Raw genomic sequence first — 14,629 nt, forward strand, 5'->3', positions numbered from 1 at the left:
GCGGCCGATATGGTTAATGACTGTTAACTGACGTCGTCATTCCGGGGGCGGTGCGAAGCACCGACCCCGGAATCTCGAGGTTCCGGGTTCGCGCTACGCGCGCCCCGGAATGACGGTGACGCTACGTCCCCAGCGCCTGTTCCAGATCCGCGATCAGATCTTCCTTGTCCTCGATGCCGATCGAGAGCCGGACCACATCGGGGCCGGCGCCGGACTTGATCTTTGCGGCGTCGTCGAGCTGGCTGTGCGTGGTCGAGGCCGGATGAATCACCAGCGAGCGGGTGTCGCCGACATTGGCCAGGTGCGAGAACAACTGCAGTTTCGACACCAGGCTGACGCCGGCATCGTAGCCGCCCTTCAGGCTGAAGGTGAACACCGCGCCCGCACCCTTCGGCGCGTATTTGCGCGCGAGCTGGTTGTACTTGTCGCTGGCGAGGCCCGCATAACTGACCGAGGCCACCGCCGGATGGCCGGCGAGGAATTCCGCGACGGCCTTGGCGTTGTCGCAGTGCCTCTGCATGCGCAGCGGCAGCGTCTCGATGCCGGTGAGGATCATGAAGGCGTTGAAGGGCGACAGCGCGGGACCGAGGTCGCGCAGGCCCAGCACGCGGCAGGCGATCGCGAAGGCGAAATTGCCGAACGTCTCCTGCAGCTTGATGCCGTGATATTCCGGCCGCGGCTCGGACAGCATCGGATATTTGCCGCCCGTGGACCAGTCGAACGTGCCGGCATCGACGATGATGCCGCCGATCGAATTGCCGTGGCCGCCGAGAAACTTCGTCAGCGAGTGCACGACGATGTCGGCGCCGTGGTCGATCGGGCGGATCAGATAGGGCGATGCCAGCGTGTTGTCGACGATCAGCGGCACGCCCGCCTTGCGCGCCACCGTCGAGACGGCCTCGATGTCGGTGATGCTGCCGCCGGGATTGGCGATCGACTCGATGAAAATGGCTTTGGTGCGCGGCGTCACCGCGCGCTCGAAGCTCGCGATGTCGTCGGTATCGGCCCACACCACGTTCCAGCCAAAGCTCTTGAACGCGTGCGTGAACTGGTTGATCGAGCCGCCATAGAGTTTGCGCGCGGCGATGAATTCGTCGCCGGGCTGGAGCAGTTGCTGCAGCACCACGACCTGTGCGGCATGGCCCGAGGCTACCGCGAGCGCCGCGGTGCCGCCTTCGAGCGCGGCAACGCGCTCCTCCAGCACCGCGTTGGTGGGATTGCCGATGCGGGTATAGATGTTGCCGAACGCCTGCAGGCCGAACAGCGACGCGGCGTGGTCGGCGTCGTTGAAGACGAAAGACGTCGTTTGATAAATCGGAGTCGCGCGCGCACCGGTGGTGGGATCGGGCTGTGCACCGGCATGCACGGCGAGGGTGGAAAATCCCGGAAGGCGATCGCTCATTGGGGGCGTCCTGTTCTCGTGGTCTGAAATGGCGCGGCATGCTGATCGGCGCCGCGCCCGCCGTCAAGGCGCCGCTTCACAGCAGCGCAATCGTGCTACGCATTGCCGCGTTCGCGAAACGAATCCTTCGCAACTGCGTCAGCTTTGCTCGCTCTTGTTCTTGGCGGCGCGATCCGATGCCGCGGTAACGCCGCCGCCGACACTCATCCGATTGAGGGATAAGCGCATGCCCTGCGTCGGCGCCGGCGCGCGCTTGGAACTCAGCGTGCGCGAATTCACGCCCATCCAGGAGATCTCGGACGACAAACGGCCATATTCGATCTTGGGGCAGCGGTTCATCACGACCTTGATCCCGACCGATTCCGCTTTCGCCGCCGCCGCGTCGTCGCGTGCACCGAGCTGCATCCAGATCACCTTCGGCAGCGGATCAAGTGTGAGCGCCTCTTCGATGACAGGCATGATGTGGCTGGAGTTGCGGAAAATGTCGATCATGTCGATGGGCCGGCCGATGTCGGACAGCGAGGCGACGAAGGGTTTGTCGAGCAGACCCTTGCCGACATGGCCGGGATTGACCGGGATCATGTCGTAGCCGCGCTGCGCCAGATATTTGAATGCGAAATAGCTCGGCCGCACATTGACCGGCGAGGCGCCGACCATCGCGATCGACTTCACGCCGTTGAGGATGCCGCGGATGTAATTGTCGGGATAGGCGTCGTGGTTCATTGCTCGTCTTTTCTCGTTGACGGTGTCACTCATCCCGCCATGTCGGCGTACGCTTCTCGATGAAGGCGCCGATGCCTTCCTCGGCGTCACGCGCCATCATGTTCTCGGTCATCACCTCTGCCGCGTAGCGATAGGCGTCCGCAAGGTTCATCTCTGCCTGGCGATAGAACGCTTCCTTGCCGAGCTTGACGGTGTAGGCTGATTTCAGTGCGACCTTTTCTGCCAGCGCAATCGCGGCGTCGCGCTCGGTGCCCGCCGCGACCACGCGATTGACGAGGCCGATCTCGCGGGCGCGCGTGGCCGGGACCGGCTCGCCCGTGAGCAGCATCTCCATCGCCTGCTTGCGCGGCACGTTGCGCGACAACGCCACCATCGGCGTCGAGCAGAACAGGCCGATGTCGACGCCGGGCGTGGCGAAGCTCGCCGCTTCCGAGGCAATCGCGAGATCGCAGCTCGCCACGAGCTGGCAGCCGGCCGCGGTTGCGATGCCCTGGACGGCAGCGACGACGGGCTTCGGGAGGCGCACGATCGCCTGCATCATCGCGCTGCAGGCGGTCATCATCTCGGCGAAGAAGGCGCGGCCGCGATCGGGGTCGGCGCGGTGGGCGGTGAGTTCCTTCATGTCGTGGCCGGCGGAGAAGGCGGGGCCGTTGGCGGCGATCACCACGCCGCGGACCGCTCTGTCGTCGCGGATCTCGTCGAGCTCGGCATGCAGGGTCGCAATCATTGCCGCCGACAGGCTGTTGCGCGCGGCCGGGCGGTTCAGCGTCAGGACCGCGATGCTGCCGACCGTTTCGCGGAGCAGGATCGGCGGTTGCGGGGAGGGGGCGCGGGCGGCCTGGACGGGCATTGACGCGATTTCCGTTTGAATGATTGCAATTGGATGACGCAGACAACTTAATGTAACAGGGAACGTGAAGCGAGGGTGAGGCGTAGCATGGCGTTAGCGAAAATGAGCGTGGCGGAGGTCGGGCAATTTCTCCGCGACGAGTTTCCCCAGGCCTTCAGCGGCGACGACATCACGATCGAGAGCGCGGACGGCCAGACCTGCCTCCTGCGCCAGCGCTACAGCGAAAGGATGCTGCGTCCGGGCGGAACCGTGTCCGGGCCGACGCTGATGGCGCTGGCCGATTTCGCGATGTATGTGGTGCTCCTGTCCGCGATCGGCCCGATCGGGCTCGCTGTGACCACCAATTTGAACATCAACTTCCTGCGCAAGGGCCAGCCGGGGCAGGATGTGCTCGCGGAGGCCCGGTTGCTCAAGCTCGGCAAGCGGCTGGCGGTCGGGGAGGTGAACCTCCTGTCCGGCACCTCGCCGGATCCGATCGCCCATGTCACCTCGACCTATTCCATTCCAACTGTTTGAGCTTTTTGAGGGTATTATAGCACCGTATTTGTAAGATATTGATTTTTAACATCTAATTTCCGCCGTGGGGCATTGACCGTTGTGCCTCTCTTCTCTAGAAAACCGCGCAGTCCGGCGCGGTGTTCGCGCCGATGTCTCCCGTCCACGGAAACTCCGATATGAAAACCTTCTCGGCAAAGCCGGCTGAGGTGACGAAGAAGTGGGTGCTGATCGACGCCAAGGGTCTGGTCGTCGGCCGCCTCGCCACCATCGTCGCCATGCGCCTGCGCGGCAAGCACCTCCCGACCTACACCCCGCACGTTGATTGCGGCGACAACGTCATCATCATCAACGCGCAGCATGCGGTCCTCACCGGCCGCAAGCGCGAGCAGAAGACCTACTACAAGCACACCGGCTATGTTGGCCACATCAAGGAGCGCACCGCGCGCCAGATCCTCGAGGGCAAGCATCCCGAGCGCGTGCTGGAGAAGGCCGTCGAGCGCATGATCCCGCGTGGTCCGCTCGGCCGCGTGCAGATGGGCAACCTTCGTGTCTATGGCGGTGCCGAGCATCCGCACGAAGCGCAGACGCCCGAGAAGATCGACATCGCCAAGTTGAACCGCAAGAACACGAGGGCCGCATAACCATGGCCGAATCCATTCAGTCGCTCGACCAGCTCTCGCAGCTCAAGACGGCGGCGCCCGATGCGCCCAAGCACGAGAAGAAGGTCGACAAGTTCAACCGCGCCTACGCTACCGGCAAGCGCAAGGACGCGGTCGCCCGCGTCTGGATCAAGCCCGGCGCCGGCAAGGTCACGGTCAACTCGCGCGAGGTCGAGGTCTATTTCGCCCGTCCCGTGCTGCGCATGATGATCGAGCAGCCGTTCTCCGTGGCCTCGCGTTCCGGCCAGTACGACGTGATCTGCACCGTCGCCGGCGGCGGCCTGTCCGGCCAGGCCGGCGCAGTCCGTCACGGCATCTCCAAGGCGCTGACCTATTTCGAGCCGGAGCTGCGTGGCGTGCTCAAGAAGGGCGGCTTCCTCACCCGCGACTCGCGCGTGGTCGAGCGCAAGAAGTACGGCAAGGCCAAGGCCCGCCGGTCCTTCCAGTTCTCGAAGCGTTAATCGCTTCGGTCACATTCGCCGCGAAAGCGGCTTCAATGAGATGCAAAAGGGCGCTGATTTCAGCGCCCTTTTTGCTGTTCGTTTGTACGCAAATTGATGGCGAGTTTCTTGAAAACTTGGGCACGCGCGAAAACCTGAATGGAACTCGCGGGACATAGCGTCGCATCTGGAAGGGCGCGCAAGTCGGCTGGGCCGATCGCGTAACTGCTATGTCTAAGAGGGGGCCGACATGATGTCGCTCGATAGCATCACGCTCTATTTGGTTGCCACCATGGTTGCCGCACTGCTCGGCGCCATGATGGTGTTTTTCGGCAGGCAGGAAAACAGTCCTGCGCTGAAATGGTGGGGCACCGCATATCTGCTGGGCGCGGCTTCGGTCGCGCTATGGACCGCGGCCGGCGACAAGCTCGGCCCGCATCTCTATCTCGCGCTGAACGCGGTCGGCTTCGTTGCCTGCGGCATGGTGTGGAACGCGGCGCGCGTCTTCCACGGCCGCAAGCCGAACTGGCCGGGTCTCCTCGTCGGCGCGCTGGCCTGGGCCGCCGCCGTCACGCTGCTCGATCCCGCGGCCTCGATGCTGCGCATGATTGTCGGCGCCGGGATCGTCTCGGTCTACGCGGCGCTGACCGCGAGCGAGCTCTGGGTCGAGCGGCGCAAGAGCCTGCAACGGCGCTGGCCGGCCTTCGTGGTGCCGGTGATGCACGGCTGCGTCTTGATGCTGCCGATCCTGCTCGGCAGCTTCCTGCGTCCCAACGATGCCGGCTTCTCCGGCAGCATCTGGGTCACCGTGTTCGCGGTCGAATTGATACTCTATGCCGTCGGCACCGTGTTCGTGATCTTCATGCTGGTGTCGGAGCGCACGGTGACGGCGCACCGGACCGCCGCATCGACCGATCCCCTGACCGGCATGCTCAACCGCCGCGGCTTCTCGGAAGCCTGCGGCCGTGTGATCGAGCGCGAGGCCAAGGCAGGTCGTCCCGTGACCGTGATGATCTTCGACATCGACCATTTCAAGTCGATCAACGACCGTTTCGGCCACCCCGCCGGCGACGAGATGCTGAAGCTGTTCTCGACCGTCGTGGTCAGCAACCTGCGCATCACCGACATGTCGGGTCGCATCGGCGGCGAGGAGTTCGCAGCCCTCTTGCCCTGTTCGCTGGAGGAGGGCGTGCTGGTCGCCGAACGCGTGCGCGAAGCGTTCGAGACCTCGGGCGTCGTGGTCGATGAAGGCCCGGTCGACACCACCGTCAGCATCGGCGTCGCGGGCGGTCCGGCCGGCACCGAGCTCGAGGTGCTGCTGGCCTCGGCCGACACCGCCCTCTACCAGGCCAAGCGTGGCGGCCGTAACCGTGTCGAGGCGGCCGAGGAGCTGCCGCTGTCGCTGGAGAACTGGCGCCGCCAGAGCGCCGCGCGGATAGGTGTGCCGCAGACGCGCCAGGTCACGGCCTGAGGACCAAACGGCCTTGCGGTAATCCACTGTTTACCAATCGATCCCTACCATTGTGGTCATGGAATCGATCCGTCGACAGAATCCGCAGGCTGCCCTGATGTCGCTCGAAGCCGCAGCGACCTTGGCACGCGGCGGTTTCGCTTGTCTGTTCTCCACGGCGGACGAATATGAGCGCGCGCTGATCACGGAGCGCCGCGCCCAAGGGCGATACACGCAAGGCCGCAGCCATTGGCCGTTCGCTCTGTTTGGCGGTTGCGCGCTGGTCGTGGCGGGAATCGTTCTGCTGTTTGCCTGAGAGCGTCCGCATTTTTGGCCGATCAGGGCGCCGTTTCGGCGCCTTTTTCTTTGTCGCCGGCTGCGGTAGACACGCCAATCAAACAGAAGAGGGTGGAAACCGATGATCACCGAGATCGCGCAAATCGACGTCAAGCCGGGCAGCGAGAAGGATTTCGAGGCCGCCGTCGCCAAGGCCAAGGCCGCCTTCGGCCGCTCCATGGGGTTTCACGGCTTCGAGCTGCACAAGTCGATCGAGAAGCCGCAGCGCTACCGGCTGATGGTGAAGTGGGAGACGCTGGAAAACCACACCGTCGATTTCCGCGGCTCCGAGAATTTCACCGAATGGCGCGGCCTCGTCGGCCAGTATTTTGCCTCGCCCCCGGAGGTCGAGCACACCGAGACCGTGCTGACGACCTGAGCGATTTCACGAGACGTTACGCCGCCTCCGCGAGCGGCGGCGCCTCATACGTCTTGAAATGGTCGATCATGACCTTGGCGATGGCGACCAGCGGCAGCGCCAGCGCAAGGCCCCAGATTCCGAACACGACGCCGAGCAGGATCTGGAACGCGAACAGCGTGGCCGGCGGGATGTCCAGTGCCTGGCGCTGGAGCAACGGCGTCAGCACATAGCTTTCCATGGCGTGGACGCCGAGGAACAGCAGGAAGGCCGACAGCGCTGCGACCCAGCCTGAGGCGAGGCTCGCCAGCACGACGATGACGCCGGCGATGATGGCACCGACCGTCGGGATGAAGGCGAGCAATCCGGCCTGGATCCCTAGGATGAACGAGCCGGGGATTCCGATCAGGGCAAGCCCGATCCAGGTCACCGCGCCGACCGCAATCATCACGATGATCTGCGCGATCAACCAGCGCTCGAGCGTCTCGCTGATGCGGTCGATGATCAGCGTGGCGCGCGTGCGATGCCTGGCCGGCACGAGAAACAGCAGCCCGTCGTGATAGATGCTGGGCTGTGCGGCGAAGGCCAGCCCGAGAAACAGCACGATGAAGATATTGCCGACGGCGCTGATGGTGCCGAGCAGCAGCTTGAAGGTCTGGCTCACGATCGCCCCGCCGCTGGAGGCGAGGGCGCCTGCGCCGGACAATCCGTTCTTTGGCGGGGCGCCGGGCGAGGGGCTGGGCTCCGTCGGTGTCGCGTCCGAGGCGGGAGCGGCGCTGCCGAGATCGAAGAAGCTGGTGTCGACGCCGTGGCTGTCGAGGAAGGACTTCACGTTCGTGATCTGCGACTTGATGGTCTTGCTGAGCAGCGAAGCCTGTTCGGCGATGGTGGCGCCGCCAAGATAGGCGACACCCGCCAGCATCAAGGCCAGCACGACGCAGACGATCGCGAGCCGAGCCGTATGCGGCAGGTGCACGCGGCGGCCGAGCGCGTTGGTCAGTGCATTGAGGGCGACGCCGAACAGAAGACCGGCGAAGATCAGCAGCAGTGTGGCGGCAAAATACCAGGTGAACACCAGCAGCGCGGTGAAAAGCACGACACCGATGCCGCCGACCGAGATCGCCCAAGCCAGGTCGTTGCGTGTCGAGGGCCGTTCATCTCTTGAAATCGTCACATCGGGTCCTTTTCGGCGGCTGCAGCCGCCGCACTCTCTCGACAAACGCGCTTCGGATCAAGACCGCGTCAACGCGCTGGTTTGACGCTGCGGTTCGAACGGTGCAGAGCGATGAGGAGAGAACAGGTGGGGGCGGCTTGAGTTTCATCAGCAAGTGGGCCGGTCTGCTCGGGCTTCTCGCCGTGCTCGTGATCGGCGACCAGATCCGGATCAACCGGCCCGGCCACAAATATCGCCTCACGGTCGAGGTGACGACGCCGGGCGGGATCAGGACCGGGGCCGGCATTCTGGCCGTCGTACCCGACCGCGGCTACAGCCGTGGCGGCCGCACCACGATGCGTGGGGAGGCCGTGTTCGTCGACCTCGGCCATGGAAAGAACCTGGTGGCATTGCTGGCGCACCGGCAGGACGCCAAGCTCGACCTCGACGATATCAACTATGTCGCGCTCCGCGCCTATGGCGTCGCGCGCGGCAACCGCGTCTCGTTCAACGAGCTCAACCGGCAGACCGGCATGGTCCCGGTGCAGGGGGACCTTGTCCCCGTGCTCGTGAGCTTTGGCGATCCCGCAGACCCCAGGACCGCGCGCCTTGTCGCCGGCGACCATGCCGATGCGGTTCTGGGCGACGGCTACGCCATCCGCGGGCTCACCGCCGAGGTGGTGCCCAACGGGCTCTGGCCGATCGATTTCGGTGGCGTGCTCGGGGAGCCGGTGACCCGCGGAATCGAGGCGAAACTGCCCTGGCTGACCGCGCCGGGCGAACTGGCGGCAACCGCGCTGAAGGCCGCCGGCCTGCCCGCCGGGAGCGAGATCGAGGCCCGGGAGGCGTTTGCGCGAAAATAGCATTGCCGTCCCGCGTGCCCCAATGTTGAATTTGTGCCATGCCAAGGGCATGTTTGGAGAATCTTCTTACTGGGAGGTCGGAACGGAAGATGAGAAAGCCGGTCGTCGGCGTGATCGGGAACGCCCATCGCGTCGAAAATCGATTTCAGGTCCAGATGGTCGGCGAGCGCAATCTGCGCGCCGTGGCCGAGGTTTCCGGCGGCCTGCCGTTGATGTTCGCGGGCGCGCCCGACATTACCGACATCAGTGCGCTGCTCGACACCGTCGACGGCATCGTGCTGACCGGCGCCCGCGCCAACGTTCATCCGACCCGTTTCAATGTCGATCCCTGTGAGGCGCACGAGCCCTATGACATCCACCGCGACGAGGTCGCGCTGGCGCTCTCGCTCGCCTGCGTCGCCCGCGGCATTCCGCTGTTCGGCATCTGCCGCGGCTTGCAGGAGATGAACGTCGCCTTCGGCGGCTCGCTGCATCCGGAGATCCGCGAAATCCCGGGCCGCATGAACCACCGGATGCCGAGGCTCGAGAACGGCGAGATCCATCCCGATCCGACCGTGGTGTTCGCCGACCGCCACGACGTCGATCTCACGCCGGGCGGCGCGTTCGCGCAGCTGCTCGGCTGCGAGAAAATTCGCGTCAATTCGCTGCACGGCCAGGGCATTCTCGATCCCGGCAAGCGCGTACTGATCGAAGGCGTTGCCGAGGACGGCACCATCGAGGCGATCCGCATCGCGGAAGCCCCGACCTTCGCGCTCGGCGTGCAATGGCACGCCGAATACGACCCGCAGCGCAATCCGATCAACCGCAAGCTGTTCGAAGCGTTCGGCGAAGCCCTGGTGGCGAAGCAGCGCGCAGCGGCGTAGTCGGATTGCACGCCGGGGCGAAGGCGCTATTTCAGCGCGATCACCGCTACCCCCGATTCGGCAAGAACGCCGGCGCGCCGAAGTCGCTCTCGGGCGACGGCGTCAAGGCGGCCTTCGACAATGCGGCGCTGGCGAAGTTTGCACCGGTGGTGACGGAGATCGGAGTGAATTTTCCGGATAAGTGACGGGGGCCGGTCTTACGCCGCCGGGTCCAGGCGACGCGTGCGATAGGCCTGCGGCGACATCAAGGTCAGCTTGCGGAACGCCTTCCGAAAGCTGCTCTCGTCCTCGTAGCCGGCCGCGCGTGCGATCGTCTTGACCGGCTGCGTCGTCGTCTCGAGCAGTGTGCGGGCGTGCTCGACGCGACGGCGCGTGATGAAGGCCTGGGGCGGCTCGCGCGTGAGTTCCTGAAACTTCCGGTTCAGTGTGCGCTCGCTGAGGCCGAGCGCGCCCGCGAGACGCTTGACCGTCATCGGCCTCTTGCCGGTACGCCGGACCAGAAGATCGGCCCGGGTCAGCAGCGGGTCCTGTGACAGCAGATAGCCGACGGGCATGAAGATCGATTGGGTGCGCTGCGCGGTGTCGATGACGACGTAGTCCGCACAGAGTTTGGCGATCTCCTTGCCTTCGACCAGTTCGATCAGCTTGAGCAGGAGGTCGACCCACGACATCGGTCCGGCCGCACAGACGATGCGATCCGCCATGGTGATGACGGCGTCGGCGGCAAGGTCGATGGCGGGATGGCGCTGCCGCAGCTCGCCCTGCAGCCACCAGGTGATGGTGGCGCGGCGGTTGTCGAGCAAGCCGGCTCCGGCAAGCAGGAAAACGCCGCTGCAAAACGCGCCGATCAGCTGGCCGTTGGCATGTTGTTGCCGCAGCCAGGCGCCGGCCCGGGCATATTGCGGTTGCAGACGCTCGGCCGTGACATGATCGACGAGGTTGCCGGGGACGATGATCGCGTCGAAGCGAGCGCGCTTGCCGATTGCGCCGTCGACCGCGACCATCTGGCCGCCGCCGGCGCGCACGTCCTTGCCGTCGAGCGAGAGTGTCTGCCAGGTGAAACGGGGTTTGGCGCCGCTCTGCTGCATCACGTGATTGGCGAGCGACAGGATGTCGGCGATCCCCGCGATCGCCGAATGCATGCAGCCTTCCAGCGCCAGAATTGCGAGCTTCACGGGACCTCCAGGCAGGACGCTGCGATCCTAGCCGATCGGTGCGCGCGCTGCTTGGCTGAAATTGCCCGATCTCTGTCTTATCCGCCACTGCCGTCCCGGCGCTGCGGGGTCCAGTGTTGCTCCGCCACACCACATCATTGGAGAAAGACATGCCTTACGTCACCATTTCCACCGTCCGCGGCATCCTCGACGCCGCGCAGAAGAAGACGCTGCTCGAACGCGTCACCGACCTGATGGTCGAGGTCGAAGGGCAGGGCAATCCGGAGTTCCGTCGCAACGTCTGGGTCAGGATCGAGGAACAGGAGCCGGCGCACTGGTCGCTCGGCGGCCTGCAGCCGACCAGCGAGGTCATCGCCGGCACGTTTGGTGCGATCGGGGCGGACGGGGTGCGGGTCGCGAAGTCGTAGCGAGAGGGAAACGAAGCCCATCCAGGTCTTGAGGCTGCAATGATGGGCTTCGTCTTGCTGTGCTGCGCCATCAGCCGCAGAGCGGCCTTGACGTAATGTTCCCAATATGGGAATGGTGTTTCGTGAGGATTATCAAGCAATCCACGCTGGCCAAATTCGCTGCGGCTAATCCCAGGGCAAAGCCTGCGATCACGCGGTGGATCAAGCTGGTCAGAGCGGCCAAATGGGCTTCGATGAACGAGGTCCAGATGACAGTCCCCGGTTCGGCTGTTCTGAACGGTGAGCGTGCGAGATTTGAAATTGCCGGCGGCAATTTTCGCCTGATCGTCGCGTTCGCATTCAAGCATCAAATCGCGTTCATCAAGTTCGTCGGGACGCATGCCGAGTACGACAAGATCGATGCGCTGACCGTGGCGATGTACTGAGGAGGCACAATGGAAATCCGTCCCATTCGGACTGAGACAGATTACGATGCAGCTGTCGCCGAGATCGAGCGGCTCTGGGGCGCGGAGCCCGGGACCGACGACGGCGACAAGTTGGATATCCTGGCGACGCTCGTCGAAAAATACGAGACGGCGCATTGGTCGATTGATACGTCGCGTCTCGACCCTATCGATATGCTGAATTACCTGATCGACGAAAGCGGGCATACCCAAGCGGAGCTGGCAGAGCTGCTCGGCTCTCGCTCGCGCGCATCCGAGATATTGAACAGGAGACGTGCGCTGACCGTGGAGATGATCTTCCGGATCAGCGAAGCTTGGAAGGTGCCTGCCGAATTGTTGGTGAAGCCGTATCGGTTGAATGCCGCTTAGCACTTGGGATGTGTAAAGCGCGGCGAATCCCATTACCCATCTGCGGGCAGCAATCCCCGGCGCTATGGAGAGACGAGGGATGGATGTCGGTAAGACTTTAGCCGCGCATCTTGCCGGCCACCATGTCGTAACGGTAACGCGCCGGGAATATGACTGGAATTTTAGCTTCGGGGACTCTGCCTCTTCCGGTCTGAGCGCGGAATGTCCGTGGCGCATTGTTGTAGCGAACAGAATTGCGCTTGCGAGCAGCGATGACGGTCATCAATTTGGTCTAACGGCCCCCCTCGATTGCGAGAAAGTCGCGCTCACCCTTCTCGGCTCTCAGGCTGTCGAGCGCATTTCAATTCGCGCGGACACTGGAGACATATCAATTATCTTTTCTGACAATGTTGTCATGGAGGTTCTCAATATGTCGTCTGGCTACGAGGGATGGCAAATTGGTATTCCGGGCCTAACGGTCATAGCGACCGGCGGTGGTGAATTGGCGATCTTCGCCAGGGGCCAAGAGAGATAACCACCCTCAAACGAAAAGGCGCCCCTCGCGGAGCGCCTTTTGCTTGTCGCATTCTGTTCGGGCTGCCTAGCCCGAATAGTACATGTCGAATTCGACCGGGTGCGGGGTCATTTCGAAGCGGGCGACTTCGGTCATCTTCAGCTCGATGTAAGCGTCGATGAAGTCGTCGTCGAACACGCCGCCGTTCTTGAGGAAGCCGCGGTCCTTGTCGAGATTTTCCAGCGCCTCGCGGAGCGAGCCGCAGACGGTCGGGATCTGCTTCAGCTCTTCCTTCGGCAGGTCGTAGAGGTCCTTGTCCATCGCCGGACCCGGATCGATCTTGTTCTTGATGCCGTCGAGGCCGGCCATCAGCATCGATGCGAAGCCGAGATAGGGATTGGCGAGCGGATCGGGGAAACGCACCTCGACACGCTTGGCCTTCGGATTCGCCGTGTAGGGGATGCGGCAGGAGGCCGAGCGGTTGCGCGCGGAATAGGCGAGCAGCACGGGAGCCTCATAGCCCGGGACCAGACGCTTGTAGGAGTTGGTCGACGGGTTGGTGAAGGCGTTGATCGCCTTGGCGTGCTTGATGATGCCGCCGATGTAGTGGAGGCAGGTCTCCGACAGGTCGGCGTACTTGTTGCCGGCGAAGACCGGCTTGCCGTCCTTCCAGATCGACTGGTGCACGTGCATGCCCGAGCCGTTGTCGCCGTAGATCGGCTTCGGCATGAAGGTGGCGGTCTTGCCGTAGATGTGCGCGACCTGGTGGATGCAGTACTTGTAGATCTGCATGTGGTCGGCCATCAGCGTCAGCGTGTCGAACTTCATGCCGAGCTCGTGCTGGGCCGAAGCGACCTCGTGATGGTGCTTCTCGACCTTGACGCCCATCTTGGCCATGGCGCCGAGCATTTCCGAGCGCATGTCCTGCACCGAGTCCTGCGGCGGGACCGGGAAGTAGCCGCCCTTGGTGCGGATGCGGTGGCCGAGATTGCCGCCTTCATATTCGGTGTCGGAGTTGGTCGGCAGCTCCGAGGAGTCGAGACGGAAACCGGTGTTGTAGGGGCCGCTGGAGAAGCGCACGTCGTCGAACACGAAGAACTCGGCTTCGGGGCCGACGAACACGCTGTCGCCCACGCCCATCGACTTCACCATGGCTTCCGCCTTCTTGGCGATGCCGCGGGGGTCGCGGTTGTAGGGCTCGCCGGTGGTCGGCTCGAGCACGTCGCAGGTGATGACCATGGTGGTCTCGGCGAAGAACGGATCGATCGTCGCGGTCACCGGATCGGGCATCAGGCACATGTCGGACTCGTTGATGGCCTTCCAGCCGGCGATCGAGGAGCCGTCGAACATCGTCCCTTCGGCGAAGATATCGTCGTCGATCATGCTGACGTCGAACGTCACATGCTGCCACTTGCCGCGCGGATCGGTGAAGCGCAGGTCGACGTACTTAACGTCGTTGTCCTTGATCGATTTCAGGACGTCTTTGGCGGTCTTCATGCATACCCCTTTTGGCTCTGCGGGTCGGTTTCCAGGTGAGCAAGATTATTCTCGCTTTTGGCGAGTTCGCGCGCGACCGCACAAACGAAATCAGGCCGCCGAAGCAGCCTTATTTCTTTTCTTAGTGTCGCAAGCTGCGGGATAGCACCCGGCTCAGATAGCGTCCAGCCCGGATTCGCCGGTTCGGATGCGGATCGCCTCTTCGATGTTGGAGACGAAAATCTTGCCGTCGCCGATGCGTCCGGTCTGCGCGGCGCGTCGGATTGCGTCGATGGCGCGTTCGACCAGATCGTCGCCGATCACGATCTCGATCTTCACCTTGGGCAGGAAGTCAACGATGTATTCCGCGCCGCGATAAAGCTCGGCGTGCCCCTTTTGGCGGCCAAAGCCCTTGGCTTCGGTGACGGTAATGCCTTGCAGGCCGACTTCCTGAAGCGCTTCCTTCACCTCGTCGAGCTTGAATGGCTTGATGATGGCTTCGATTTTCTTCACTGCGCGCCTCCCGGCCTTTCGATCAAATAGCAACGTGTTCGTCAGGATGCGCTTTTGTCACGCACGATCGTGTCTTCGATATGCCGGGCTCCCTGACCAGTCCGGCAACAACGGCCGGCCACACCCTGAAAGATGCCAGTGAGCACGACGAACCGAAG

General features: G+C 63.7%; 20 protein-coding genes. 13 read left to right on the top strand and 7 right to left on the bottom strand.

The genetic code is table 11. The features are described from left to right. Positions 1–121 precede the first annotated feature (121 nt). The 3 genes from WHZ77_RS15040 to WHZ77_RS15050 form a co-directional block, all read right to left on the bottom strand. Entirely contained in the window at positions 122–1,402 is a 1,281-nt protein-coding gene (locus tag WHZ77_RS15040) for an O-acetylhomoserine aminocarboxypropyltransferase (RefSeq protein WP_375314326.1), read from the bottom strand. Between the two features lie 138 nt (positions 1,403–1,540). Continuing rightward, positions 1,541–2,125: a CoA-binding protein gene (locus tag WHZ77_RS15045; RefSeq protein WP_375314327.1), complete on the bottom strand. Its 585-nt coding sequence runs from the start codon at positions 2,123–2,125 to the stop codon at positions 1,541–1,543. A 25-nt stretch (positions 2,126–2,150) separates the two neighbouring features. Continuing rightward, on the bottom strand, positions 2,151–2,975 hold the full coding sequence (locus WHZ77_RS15050; RefSeq protein WP_375314328.1) for an enoyl-CoA hydratase: 825 nt from the start codon (positions 2,973–2,975) through the stop codon (positions 2,151–2,153). A gap of 87 nt (positions 2,976–3,062) precedes the next feature. Between WHZ77_RS15050 and WHZ77_RS15055 the strand changes: the two genes are divergently transcribed. The 6 genes from WHZ77_RS15055 (at position 3,063) to WHZ77_RS15080 (ending at position 6,737) form a co-directional block, all read left to right on the top strand. Further along, complete coding sequence (locus WHZ77_RS15055) at positions 3,063–3,491, top strand: PaaI family thioesterase (protein WP_375314329.1); 429 nt, start codon at positions 3,063–3,065, stop codon at positions 3,489–3,491. A 158-nt stretch (positions 3,492–3,649) separates the two neighbouring features. Next, a complete protein-coding gene (gene rplM / locus WHZ77_RS15060; protein ID WP_375314330.1) occupies positions 3,650–4,114 on the top strand; it encodes a 50S ribosomal protein L13 in 465 nt (154 codons plus the stop codon). Positions 4,115–4,116: 2 nt separating this feature from the next. Then, entirely contained in the window at positions 4,117–4,593 is a 477-nt protein-coding gene (gene rpsI / locus WHZ77_RS15065; RefSeq protein WP_375314331.1) for a 30S ribosomal protein S9, read from the top strand. A 229-nt stretch (positions 4,594–4,822) separates the two neighbouring features. After that, a complete protein-coding gene (locus tag WHZ77_RS15070) occupies positions 4,823–6,043 on the top strand; it encodes a diguanylate cyclase (RefSeq protein WP_375314332.1) in 1,221 nt (406 codons plus the stop codon). A 58-nt stretch (positions 6,044–6,101) separates the two neighbouring features. Continuing rightward, positions 6,102–6,338 (top strand): hypothetical protein, encoded by a 237-nt coding sequence (locus WHZ77_RS15075; RefSeq protein ID WP_375314333.1) that lies wholly within the window; start codon positions 6,102–6,104, stop codon positions 6,336–6,338. A 102-nt stretch (positions 6,339–6,440) separates the two neighbouring features. Beyond that, positions 6,441–6,737, top strand: a complete 297-nt coding sequence (locus WHZ77_RS15080; protein ID WP_375314334.1) for an antibiotic biosynthesis monooxygenase family protein — start codon at positions 6,441–6,443, stop codon at positions 6,735–6,737. Positions 6,738–6,753: 16 nt separating this feature from the next. On the opposite strand, the gene WHZ77_RS15085 is transcribed toward WHZ77_RS15080, so the two are convergent. After that, entirely contained in the window at positions 6,754–7,890 is a 1,137-nt protein-coding gene (locus WHZ77_RS15085) for an AI-2E family transporter (RefSeq protein ID WP_375314335.1), read from the bottom strand. A gap of 137 nt (positions 7,891–8,027) precedes the next feature. On the opposite strand from WHZ77_RS15085, the gene WHZ77_RS15090 reads away from it, so the two are divergent. The 3 genes from WHZ77_RS15090 to WHZ77_RS15100 all read left to right on the top strand — a co-directional run bounded on the left by WHZ77_RS15090 (position 8,028) and on the right by WHZ77_RS15100 (position 9,780). Continuing rightward, a complete protein-coding gene (locus tag WHZ77_RS15090; RefSeq protein WP_375314336.1) occupies positions 8,028–8,732 on the top strand; it encodes a hypothetical protein in 705 nt (234 codons plus the stop codon). Positions 8,733–8,821: 89 nt separating this feature from the next. Then, positions 8,822–9,595, top strand: a complete 774-nt coding sequence (locus WHZ77_RS15095) for a gamma-glutamyl-gamma-aminobutyrate hydrolase family protein (RefSeq protein WP_015685731.1) — start codon at positions 8,822–8,824, stop codon at positions 9,593–9,595. 5 nt (positions 9,596–9,600) lie between these two features. Continuing rightward, positions 9,601–9,780: a hypothetical protein gene (locus WHZ77_RS15100; protein ID WP_375314337.1), complete on the top strand. Its 180-nt coding sequence runs from the start codon at positions 9,601–9,603 to the stop codon at positions 9,778–9,780. Between the two features lie 12 nt (positions 9,781–9,792). Here WHZ77_RS15100 and WHZ77_RS15105 read toward each other — a convergent pair whose 3' ends face one another. Beyond that, positions 9,793–10,770, bottom strand: a complete 978-nt coding sequence (locus WHZ77_RS15105) for a GlxA family transcriptional regulator (protein ID WP_375314338.1) — start codon at positions 10,768–10,770, stop codon at positions 9,793–9,795. Positions 10,771–10,919: 149 nt separating this feature from the next. Here WHZ77_RS15105 and WHZ77_RS15110 point away from each other — a divergent pair, with 149 nt between their 5' ends. The 4 genes from WHZ77_RS15110 to WHZ77_RS15125 all read left to right on the top strand — a co-directional run bounded on the left by WHZ77_RS15110 (position 10,920) and on the right by WHZ77_RS15125 (position 12,503). Next, the gene (locus WHZ77_RS15110) at positions 10,920–11,177 is read left to right on the top strand and encodes a 4-oxalocrotonate tautomerase family protein (protein WP_375314339.1); all 258 of its coding nucleotides are present in this window, start codon (positions 10,920–10,922) and stop codon (positions 11,175–11,177) included. Positions 11,178–11,236: 59 nt separating this feature from the next. Then, positions 11,237–11,602 (top strand): type II toxin-antitoxin system HigB family toxin, encoded by a 366-nt coding sequence (locus tag WHZ77_RS15115; RefSeq protein WP_375314340.1) that lies wholly within the window; start codon positions 11,237–11,239, stop codon positions 11,600–11,602. A gap of 9 nt (positions 11,603–11,611) precedes the next feature. Continuing rightward, positions 11,612–11,989 (top strand): type II toxin-antitoxin system HigA family antitoxin, encoded by a 378-nt coding sequence (locus tag WHZ77_RS15120; RefSeq protein ID WP_375314341.1) that lies wholly within the window; start codon positions 11,612–11,614, stop codon positions 11,987–11,989. Positions 11,990–12,068: 79 nt separating this feature from the next. Then, on the top strand, positions 12,069–12,503 hold the full coding sequence (locus WHZ77_RS15125) for a hypothetical protein (protein WP_375314342.1): 435 nt from the start codon (positions 12,069–12,071) through the stop codon (positions 12,501–12,503). A gap of 66 nt (positions 12,504–12,569) precedes the next feature. On the opposite strand, the gene glnA is transcribed toward WHZ77_RS15125, so the two are convergent. Next, positions 12,570–13,979, bottom strand: a complete 1,410-nt coding sequence (glnA, locus tag WHZ77_RS15130; RefSeq protein ID WP_375314343.1) for a type I glutamate--ammonia ligase — start codon at positions 13,977–13,979, stop codon at positions 12,570–12,572. A 153-nt stretch (positions 13,980–14,132) separates the two neighbouring features. Continuing rightward, entirely contained in the window at positions 14,133–14,471 is a 339-nt protein-coding gene (locus WHZ77_RS15135) for a P-II family nitrogen regulator (protein ID WP_007603495.1), read from the bottom strand. Between the last annotated feature and the right edge of the window lie 158 nt (positions 14,472–14,629).

The organism is Bradyrhizobium sp. A5 (assembly GCF_042076515.1).
GTDB classification, from domain to species: Bacteria; Pseudomonadota; Alphaproteobacteria; order Rhizobiales; family Xanthobacteraceae; genus Bradyrhizobium; species Bradyrhizobium cosmicum.

What these genes read in the sequence shown, in the direction of transcription:
- WHZ77_RS15040 (WP_375314326.1), bottom strand. Translation starts at nt 1,402, where the DNA reads ATGAGCGATCGCCTTCCGGGATTTTCCACCCTCGCCGTGCATGCCGGT.
- WHZ77_RS15045 (WP_375314327.1), bottom strand. Translation starts at nt 2,125, where the DNA reads ATGAACCACGACGCCTATCCCGACAATTACATCCGCGGCATCCTCAAC.
- WHZ77_RS15050 (WP_375314328.1), bottom strand. Translation starts at nt 2,975, where the DNA reads ATGCCCGTCCAGGCCGCCCGCGCCCCCTCCCCGCAACCGCCGATCCTG.
- WHZ77_RS15055 (WP_375314329.1), top strand. Translation starts at nt 3,063, where the DNA reads ATGGCGTTAGCGAAAATGAGCGTGGCGGAGGTCGGGCAATTTCTCCGC.
- rplM (WP_375314330.1), top strand. Translation starts at nt 3,650, where the DNA reads ATGAAAACCTTCTCGGCAAAGCCGGCTGAGGTGACGAAGAAGTGGGTG.
- rpsI (WP_375314331.1), top strand. Translation starts at nt 4,117, where the DNA reads ATGGCCGAATCCATTCAGTCGCTCGACCAGCTCTCGCAGCTCAAGACG.
- WHZ77_RS15070 (WP_375314332.1), top strand. Translation starts at nt 4,823, where the DNA reads ATGATGTCGCTCGATAGCATCACGCTCTATTTGGTTGCCACCATGGTT.
- WHZ77_RS15075 (WP_375314333.1), top strand. Translation starts at nt 6,102, where the DNA reads ATGGAATCGATCCGTCGACAGAATCCGCAGGCTGCCCTGATGTCGCTC.
- WHZ77_RS15080 (WP_375314334.1), top strand. Translation starts at nt 6,441, where the DNA reads ATGATCACCGAGATCGCGCAAATCGACGTCAAGCCGGGCAGCGAGAAG.
- WHZ77_RS15095 (WP_015685731.1), top strand. Translation starts at nt 8,822, where the DNA reads ATGAGAAAGCCGGTCGTCGGCGTGATCGGGAACGCCCATCGCGTCGAA.
- WHZ77_RS15110 (WP_375314339.1), top strand. Translation starts at nt 10,920, where the DNA reads ATGCCTTACGTCACCATTTCCACCGTCCGCGGCATCCTCGACGCCGCG.
- WHZ77_RS15120 (WP_375314341.1), top strand. Translation starts at nt 11,612, where the DNA reads ATGGAAATCCGTCCCATTCGGACTGAGACAGATTACGATGCAGCTGTC.
- WHZ77_RS15125 (WP_375314342.1), top strand. Translation starts at nt 12,069, where the DNA reads ATGGATGTCGGTAAGACTTTAGCCGCGCATCTTGCCGGCCACCATGTC.
- glnA (WP_375314343.1), bottom strand. Translation starts at nt 13,979, where the DNA reads ATGAAGACCGCCAAAGACGTCCTGAAATCGATCAAGGACAACGACGTT.